This window comes from Castellaniella denitrificans (assembly GCF_027214045.1).
GTDB classification, from domain to species: Bacteria; Pseudomonadota; Gammaproteobacteria; order Burkholderiales; family Burkholderiaceae_B; genus Castellaniella; species Castellaniella denitrificans_A.
In genome coordinates, this window is the sequence record NZ_JAPWHE010000004.1 from 238,689 (window position 1) to 246,769 (window position 8,081).

The 8,081-nt window shown below is 64.3% G+C and carries 7 protein-coding genes; all 7 read right to left on the minus strand.

Features of this window, described 5'->3' with window-relative positions; translation table 11 throughout:
• Positions 1-26 precede the first annotated feature (26 nt).
• Positions 27-1,508 (minus strand): aldehyde dehydrogenase, encoded by a 1,482-nt coding sequence (locus O4H32_RS08335; RefSeq protein WP_269358154.1) that lies wholly within the window; start codon positions 1,506-1,508, stop codon positions 27-29.
• Positions 1,509-1,536: 28 nt separating this feature from the next.
• The gene (locus O4H32_RS08340) at positions 1,537-2,409 is read right to left on the minus strand and encodes a dihydrodipicolinate synthase family protein (RefSeq protein ID WP_269358157.1); all 873 of its coding nucleotides are present in this window, start codon (positions 2,407-2,409) and stop codon (positions 1,537-1,539) included.
• Between the two features lie 109 nt (positions 2,410-2,518).
• Positions 2,519-3,496 (minus strand): TRAP transporter substrate-binding protein, encoded by a 978-nt coding sequence (locus tag O4H32_RS08345; RefSeq protein ID WP_269358159.1) that lies wholly within the window; start codon positions 3,494-3,496, stop codon positions 2,519-2,521.
• Positions 3,497-3,534: 38 nt separating this feature from the next.
• Positions 3,535-4,803: a TRAP transporter large permease gene (locus O4H32_RS08350; protein ID WP_269358161.1), complete on the minus strand. Its 1,269-nt coding sequence runs from the start codon at positions 4,801-4,803 to the stop codon at positions 3,535-3,537.
• 44 nt (positions 4,804-4,847) lie between these two features.
• On the minus strand, positions 4,848-5,354 hold the full coding sequence (locus O4H32_RS08355) for a TRAP transporter small permease (RefSeq protein ID WP_269358163.1): 507 nt from the start codon (positions 5,352-5,354) through the stop codon (positions 4,848-4,850).
• Positions 5,355-5,595: 241 nt separating this feature from the next.
• A complete protein-coding gene (locus tag O4H32_RS08360) occupies positions 5,596-6,279 on the minus strand; it encodes a GntR family transcriptional regulator (RefSeq protein ID WP_269358165.1) in 684 nt (227 codons plus the stop codon).
• 119 nt (positions 6,280-6,398) lie between these two features.
• Positions 6,399-7,877 carry a ribonuclease G gene (gene rng / locus O4H32_RS08365; protein WP_269358167.1) on the minus strand — a complete coding sequence of 493 codons (1,479 nt, stop codon included), beginning with the start codon at positions 7,875-7,877 and terminating at the stop codon, positions 6,399-6,401.
• Positions 7,878-8,081: the final 204 nt, after the last annotated feature.

Below are 8,081 nucleotides of genomic sequence, written 5' to 3' on the forward strand. Positions count from 1 at the left end.
CATCGTTCCCCCGTTCTGTCGCGCGCTCAGGCGTTCATATACCAGATGACCTTGGTCTGGGTGTACTGATCGAACGCTTCCATGCCTTTGTCGCGGCCGCCGAAGCCCGAGAGCTTGTAGCCGCCGAAGGGCGCCGTGATGTCGCCTTCGGAGAAGCCGTTGACCGAAACCGTGCCAGCCTTGATGCGCCGGGATACGCGTTGCGCCCGGCCCACGTCCCGAGTGTAAAGCGAAGCGGCGAGACCGTATTGGGTGTCGTTGGCCAGCGCCACGGCCTCGTCCTCGGTCTCGAAGGACGTGACCGCCAGGATCGGGCCGAAGACTTCCTCCTGGAACAGGCGCATCGCGGGTGTCACACCGTCGAAGATCGTTGGCTCGACGTACCAGCCACTGCCCAGTTCGGCATGGATGCGGCCTCCGTGCGCCAGGCGTGCGCCCGCGGCCGGCGCTTCCTCGAGGAAGGCCCGCACCTTGTGGAAATGAGGTTCCTCGACCATCGGTCCAATGCGCGTGGCCGGGTCGGTGGGCAGGCCGACCTTCCATTCGGCCAGGCCGTGTTTGAGGCGCTCGATGACGGCGTCCTTGATGCTCGCCTGCACGATCAGGCGCGATCCGCAACTGCAGTTCTCGCTCATGTTCCAGTAGGCGGCCGAGAGCATCTGGCCGACCGCGGCATCCAGGTCGGCATCCTCGAATACGACTTGAGGACTCTTGCCGCCGCATTCCAGCACGATCTCCTTGAGGTTGCTTTCGGCGGAATACTTCAGGAACAGGCGCCCGACTTCGGTGGATCCGGTGAAGGACACCATGTCCACGTCGGGATGGCGGCCCAGGGGCTCGCCGGTGTCCTCTCCCGTGCCGGTGACCAGGGTCAGGGCGCCGGCGGGCACGCCGGCCTGGTGGGCGAGCAGAGTCAGACGGTAGGCGCTGAGCGAGGTCAGCTCGGCTGGCTTGACGATCACCGAGTTGCCAGCCGCCAGTGCGGGCGCGACTTTCCAGGCGAACATCAAGGCCGGGAAGTTCCAGGGCAGCACCGCGCCGACGACGCCGATGGGTTCCTTCACGATCAGGCCCAGGGCATCGCCGCCTGTGGGGGCGATCCGGCCGAAGCACTTGTCGACAGCCTCGGCGTACCAGGCGAACGCGTCCAGTGTCGCCGGCATGTCGGTGTGCAGGCATTCCGTGATGGGCTTGCCCGCGTCCACACAGTCCAGCGCGGCGATTTCCTCGGAGTGTTCGCGGATCAGCGCCACCCAGTCGAGCAATACCCGCTTGCGCTCGGCAGGGGCCATGCCCGACCACTCGCCCGATTCGAAGCAGGCGCGGGCGGCGCCGACGGCGGCATCCACGTCGGCCGCGGTGCCCGTGACGAGGGCGCCGATCGTGGTGTTGTCGATGGGGCTGACGACAGGCATGCGGGCGGCCGAGGCCTGGAATCCCGGGATCAGCGGGCCGGCGTAAAGCGCGCCGGCCCGGGCCTGGTCGTAGACTCGTTCAATGGCGGACATGAGGTCTCCTGGTTCGATACGCGCAGAGTCAGCGCAGAGGTTGCAGGGCGGCGTCCAGTTCGCGCAGATCCGCGTCGGACAGAGGCTGGACGGGCTGCCGGCAGGGGCCCACCTTGTTCACCAGCAGGTTCGTGGCGGCCTTAACCGCCGGGTTGTACGGGTGGTTCCAGAAGAACAGGTTGGCTGGCAGCATGCGCTTCCAGAGCTCGGCCGCCTGGCTGGCCTGGCCCGCCTGGACCAGGTCGTAAAGTTCGACGGCCTGGCGCGGCATGGCATTGACGGCGCCCCAAAAGCAGCCTCGGGCGCCAGCCACCAGCGCGTGGAAAGCGAAGGGATCGGCGCCGTTGAAGACCGGCAGGCCGGCGGCGATCAGTTCCTGCAGGCGCACGAAGTTGCCGCTGGTGTCCTTGATGTACTTGACGTTGTCGATCTGCTGCAGCCGCTTGAAAAAGTCCGGCGTGATGTCGAAACCCGAATGCACGGGGATGTTGTAGGCCATGATCGGCGTTTTGACCGCCTGGGCGATTTTCTCGTAATGGCTGAAGACCCCGTCGGGGGTGGGGCCTTCGAAGTAGGGCGGCAGCACCAGCAAGGCGTCGGCGCCCAGATCCTCGGCATGGCGCGAGGCTTCGATGGCGTCCTCGGTGCGGATGGCCGAGGTCTGGACGATGAGCCGGGTCCGTCCGCCGATGTGGCGCGCGGCGATTTCGGCGATCCGCCGCTTTTCCTCGGTGGAAAGAAACGGAAATTCACCCGTGCCGCCGCACACGGCGATGATGTGGACGCCGGCCTCGATCAGGGTATCCAGGTGGGTCTTGAGGCGGTCGTAATCCACCTGTGCGCCATCGTCGCTCATGGGAGTGCAGGCGGCGGCGCAGATGCCTTTCAATTCTTGGGGCATGACGATCTCCTGGCCCGGGGTGCGCCCGGGCCGTCTGTGGGGGTTGGGAAGTGGGGCGCCCCCCTTCGGGGGGCTTTTTTTCGCCTCGGGGCGGTCCGTGGCCGAAGCCTTATTCGATGGCGGCGCGTGCTGCCTTCACATTGGCTTCGCCGTCGGGGATGTCGGCCAGCAGGGACGGATACAGGGCGGCGGTCTTCTCGCGGAATTCGGTGATGTCGGGCGAGACGATCTGGACGCCCATCGCCTTGATCTGCTCCAGACTCTTGGCGTAGCCGTCGGTGTAGTACTGGATGCCATGCTTGACCGCCTCGTCGGCGGCCTCGCGCAGGATCTTTTGATGTTCCGGCGAGAGCTTGTCCATGCGCGCCTTGCTCATCAGCAGGATGGCGGGCATGTAATGGATCTTGACCAGGTTGTAGTATTTGCTGACCTCGGCGAACTTGTCCTGGATCATGGTGTCCGGCGAAGCCTCTCCGGCATCGATCACCCCGGTCTGCAGCGCCAGATAGACCTCGGAATACGCCATGGGCGTGGGTTGCGCGCCCAGCGCCTCGTAGGCTTTCACATAGCCCGGCGACTGGATCACCCGGATTTTCATAGCCTTCATGTCGTCGGGGTGCTCGACCTTGCGCACGCCGTAGATATTGCGCTCCAGCGACGAGATCCAGCCCAGGCCGACCAGCCCGTGTTTGTCGAGGTAGCCCAGCATGCGTTTGCCGAACTGGCTCTGCATGGCATGATTGGCCTTTTGCAGGTCGGGGAACAGGTAGGGCAGCGAGAAGACGCCGAATTCCTTGACGGTGTTCTCGACGGGCGGCTCTCCGGTCACTACCAGAGGGACCGCGCCAGTGCGCGCCGACTGGATCAGTTTGACCTCGCCGCCCAGCTGGCCGCTGGGGAAGACGTTGATCTTCAGTGTGCCCTGGGATTTCGCCGCGGCGATCTCCGCGAGCTTTTCGGCCACGATGTGATAGTGACTGTCGGTGGCCAGCACGTGGCCCAGGTTCAGTTCCACGACGTCGGCGGCCTGGGCGACGCCCAGGGGCAGGGCGGCGGCGAGGCATGCCGAAAGCAGGATTTTCTTCATGGTGAGTCTCCGTTGGTGGGTCAGGGTGGGGCGGAAAGTCAGAGGAATGCCATGGACAGCCAGGGGATGTAGCTGATCAGCAGGACGTCGAGGATCAGCACGGCCAGGAAAATGCCCAGGGGGCGCAGCAGTCGTTCAATCGGCAGGTTGGCGATCTGACAGGTGATGAACAGGTTGACGCCCACCGGCGGGGTCACCATCCCGATGCAGATGTTGACGATCATGATCATGCCGAAGTGGATCGGGTCGATGCCGAACTGGACGGCGATCGGCGCGAGAATGGGCACCAGGATGATGATGAGGGCGAAGGCCTCCATGAACATGCCGGCCACGAACAGCAGCAGGTTGGCCAGCAGCAGGAAGCCGATCGGTCCCCCCGCGATGTCGACGATGAAGCGTCCGAAGGTCTGCGGCACCTGGTTCAGGGTCAGCATGTAGGCGAACAGGGCGGCGCAGCCCACGATCAGCATGATCACGCCCGTCATGACGGCCGAATCGATGAAGGTCCGGACCAGATCCCGCAGGGTCAGTTCGCGGTAGATCAGGCCGCCGACCAGCAGGCCGTAGAGAACGGCGACGACCGAGGCCTCGGTGGCGGTGAAGACGCCCGAATAGATGCCGCCCAGAATGATGACCGGCATCATCAGCGCGAGGATGGATCCCTTGAGCGCGACATAGACGTTGCACAGCCAGGCGCGCGGGCTGACCCGGGTGACATTGTCGAAACCGCGGACCGAAGCCACCAGGACGATGGTCAGTATCAACGATAGGCCCACCAGCAGGCCGGGCAGGATGCCGGCAATGAACATGCTGCCGATCGACACGTTGGCCACGAGGCCATAGACGATCATGGTCAGCGAGGGCGGGATGATGGCGCCCAGTTCGCCGCCCACGGCCACGCAGGCCGCCGCGAAGCTCTTGGGGTAGCCCTTCTTTTCCATGGCGGGGATCATGCTCGACCCGATCGCGGCCGTGGTGGCCGAAGACGACCCGGACATGGTGGCGAAGAACATGCAGGTCAGGATCGAGGAGGCGCCCAGGCCGCCACGCAGCCAGCCAACGATCGAATTGGCCAGATGGATCAGGCGTCGCGAGATGCCTCCGGTCTGCATCAGGTTGCCCGCCAGGATGTAGAACGGGATGGCCATCAGGGTGAAAGAATCGAGCGACTCGAAGATGGTCTGGGGGGCGCTGAGCAGATCCAGGCCGAACTGCAGCATGGCCAGCCCGGCGGCGATGCCCAGGCAGGCGAACACGGGAACACCGATCGCCAGGCAGAAAAGCAGGGTGCCGAACATGAGGAGCATGATGGTTTGCCTCTGTCTTGATTCCTTTGTGCCTGAGGGGGCCTTCAGGCTGCCGTCGCTTCCCGCGCTTCGCCGTTCTGTAGCGCCAGCACCAGGGTGTTCGCCGCAGCCAGCGCGCAGCCCACGGGCATGGCCAGGTAGAGCCAGAACTTCGACAGCATGAGGGCGGGCGAGACCTCATCGGCGCCGAACAGGGTCCATTGCCAGCCGTACCAGGCCATGGCGAGGAAGATACCGGCCAGCAAGTACAGGGCCGCGCGCCGCAGCAGGCGCGAAGGTGCCGCCGGCAGGGCCTCGATGAGCGCGGTGACGGCGATCAGCAGCCCGTGGCGCGCGGCGATTGCGCCGCCCAGAAAAATGACCCAGACCATCAGGTAGCGCGCGGCCTCCTCCGTCCAGGGCAAGCCCGCGGGCATGCCCAGCTTGGGCAGGATGAAACGCACCGTCACCTGCAGCGAGATCAGCGCGACCATGGACAGCAGGCCAAGACCAATCAGGATGCGGACGATGAAATTGAGCCGGTCGATCAGCGACGTCAAGAATGTATTCATAGGATCCTGCCGAAAGTATCCTGTATCCAAAATGAAAAGTCATGGTAAAGGCCAGGCGGGGGGGTGTCAACGCGATTCGGATCAGGAGAAACCCTGGTTTCTTTCAGGGGTATTCCGGGATTCGCATCCGTCCGGGCATGCGGCGCGCACCGTGCGGACCGCCGGGGCCAGGCGTCCGGAGAAGGGCGGATGTGCGCGCCGGACGTTCTTATCCGGGCGCTTGTGCCGGTGGGCAGGCAGGCTAGCCGCCGTGGCGGGCGGAGAGAATGCTGATCAACTGGTCCTTGGTGCGCTGGATGTGGGTGGCGAGCATTGCCAGCGCTTCGGCGGTTTTGCCCTGGCCGCACAGGTCGAGCATGGATTTGTGTTCGACGGCCCCGTCGGTCATGGCCTCGGTCCGCGAGATCTGCAGGCGCAGATACCGGTCGACCTGCAGGCTGATGCGGTTGACCAGCGACAGCGAGATCGACCGCCCGGAGGGCTCGTACAGACTCATGTGGAATTTCCCGTTGAGCGCACCCCAGCGGGCGATGTCGCGGTTGGCGTAGGCCTCGTCCAGTTCCTCGAGTATCCGTCGGGATTTAGCGATCGATGCCTGGGTCATGTTCGGAATGGCGCGTTCGAGCAGGTCCAGTTCCAGGACCGCGCGCAGGTCGAATATCTCGTCGATTTCCGCCAGGGAGAGTTCCGACACTGTGGCGCCGCGGTTCGCCTGCATGATCACCAGGCCTTCCGAATCCAGCTGGCGCAGGGCTTCGCGCACTGGCATCCGCGACACCCCGTATTCCTGGGCGAGCTGCTCTTGGCGCAGCAGAGTACCGCCGCTGAATTCGCCGCAGAGCAGGCGTTTGCGCAGGTCGTCGACCAGCATGGAAGCCAGGTTCTGGCGCTTGAGGGGGATGCGTTGACTCGATGCCTGTTCCACGCCAGAGGTCCTTTCCGATGCGATCAAGAAAGGAATATTGTAAACCAGTCAACTGGATACAAAAACCAGGAATGCGGCCGTGGGTTCCGTTCGCTCGCCGGAACACCGTGCTTCGGCGTTTACAGCAGGACGATGTCGTAGTGTTCCTGGCTGTAGCCAGCCTCGACCTCCAACGAGATTGGTTTGCCGATGAAGTCGCCCAGCATCGCCATGTGCTGGCTTTCCTCTTCCAGGAACAGGTCGATCACGGGCTGTGCGGCGACGATGCGGAACTCCTTGGGATTGAACTGGCGCGCCTCGCGCAGGATCTCGCGCAGGATCTCGTAGCACAGCGTGCGCGGCGTGCGCACCGTGCCGCGCGATTCACACGTGGGGCACGGTTCGCACATCTGGTGCGCCAGCGAATCCCGGGTGCGTTTGCGGGTCATCTCCACCAGCCCCAACTGGCTGAAACCGCTCACCGTCGTGCGGGTGCGGTCGCGCGACAGGGCCTTGTTCAGTTCGGCCAGGACGGCCGCCTGGTGCCCGCTGTCGTCCATATCGATGAAGTCCAGCACGATGATGCCGCCCAGGTTGCGCAACCGCAACTGGCGGGCGATGGCGACCGCTGCTTCCAGATTGGTCTTGAAAATAGTGTCGTCGAAATTGCGTCCGCCCACGAAGCCGCCCGTGTTCACGTCCACCGTCGTCAGGGCCTCGGTCTGATCGATGATCAGATAGCCGCCCGATTTCAGATCCACGCGGCGGGACAGCGCACGAGCGATTTCCTCGTCCACATTCGCCGTGTCGAACAGCGGCCGGTTGCCGCTGTAGTGGTGGATGCGGTTCGCCACGGAAGGCGTGTAGCGCTGCGCCCATTCCACCAACTCCTGGGTCACTGTGCGCGAGTCGACCGTGATGGAGGCCGTATCGGGCGTCACCATGTCCCGCAGCACACGTTGCGTCAGGGTCGGCTCGACGTAGACGGTGGAGGGCGCCGGCACCTGGCGGATACGGGTCTGGATATTGGCCCACAAGGTGCGCAGATAGGCGATATCGGCCGCCAGTTCCTCGTCGCTGGCGTCCTCGGCCTGGGTGCGCACGATGAATCCGCCGGGCTCGTCCCCGGGCTTCAGCGCCAGCAGCCGCTCGCGCAGCGCATTGCGTTCCGTTTCGTCGCCGATCCGTTGGGAAATGCCGATGTGCGGTTCGTGCGGCAGGTAGACCAGCATCCGCCCGGCGATGCTGATGTGGGTGGACAGCCGCGCGCCTTTCGTCCCCAGCGGATCCTTGATGACCTGGACCAGCAGCGGCTGGCCTTCGAACAGCAATTTTTCGATGGGGGTCTGCGGCGCGTGGTCGCCGCCGCCGATGCGGGTATGGCGGTTCTGTCGCAGGTCGGCCACGTGAATGAAAGCCGCTCGTTCCTGGCCGATATCGACAAAGGCGCTCTGCATGCCGGGCAACACCCGGGCGACGCGGCCCAGATACAGGTTGCCGACGTGTCCGCGCTGGATGCTGCGCTCAATGTGCAGTTCCTGCACGACCCCCTGGGCGGTCAGGGCTACGCGGGTCTCGAACGGAGTGACGTTGATGAGGATGTCTTCGTTGCTGGGCATGGCGGGATGTATGAAAAGAGTTTGTGCATGAATTTATCACCCCGGATTGCGCGTGGCAGGATGAAGCGTCCAGATGCGGGCGGAATGAGTGCGCTTTCGGTCCTTTGACGGCTATGCGACGACATCGTTTGCACGCCATTAAAAAAGCGTGCTATAGTCTCGTTTCTTCGCCGCCAGGCACCCGGGTTAACCCTAGGTCTTACG

Coding starts and splice junctions, on each gene's coding strand:
- O4H32_RS08335 (WP_269358154.1), bottom strand. CDS start 1,508: ATGTCCGCCATTGAACGAGTCTACGACCAGGCCCGGGCCGGCGCGCTT.
- O4H32_RS08355 (WP_269358163.1), bottom strand. CDS start 5,354: ATGAATACATTCTTGACGTCGCTGATCGACCGGCTCAATTTCATCGTC.
- O4H32_RS08340 (WP_269358157.1), bottom strand. CDS start 2,409: ATGCCCCAAGAATTGAAAGGCATCTGCGCCGCCGCCTGCACTCCCATG.
- O4H32_RS08350 (WP_269358161.1), bottom strand. CDS start 4,803: ATGCTCCTCATGTTCGGCACCCTGCTTTTCTGCCTGGCGATCGGTGTT.
- O4H32_RS08345 (WP_269358159.1), bottom strand. CDS start 3,496: ATGAAGAAAATCCTGCTTTCGGCATGCCTCGCCGCCGCCCTGCCCCTG.
- rng (WP_269358167.1), bottom strand. CDS start 7,877: ATGCCCAGCAACGAAGACATCCTCATCAACGTCACTCCGTTCGAGACC.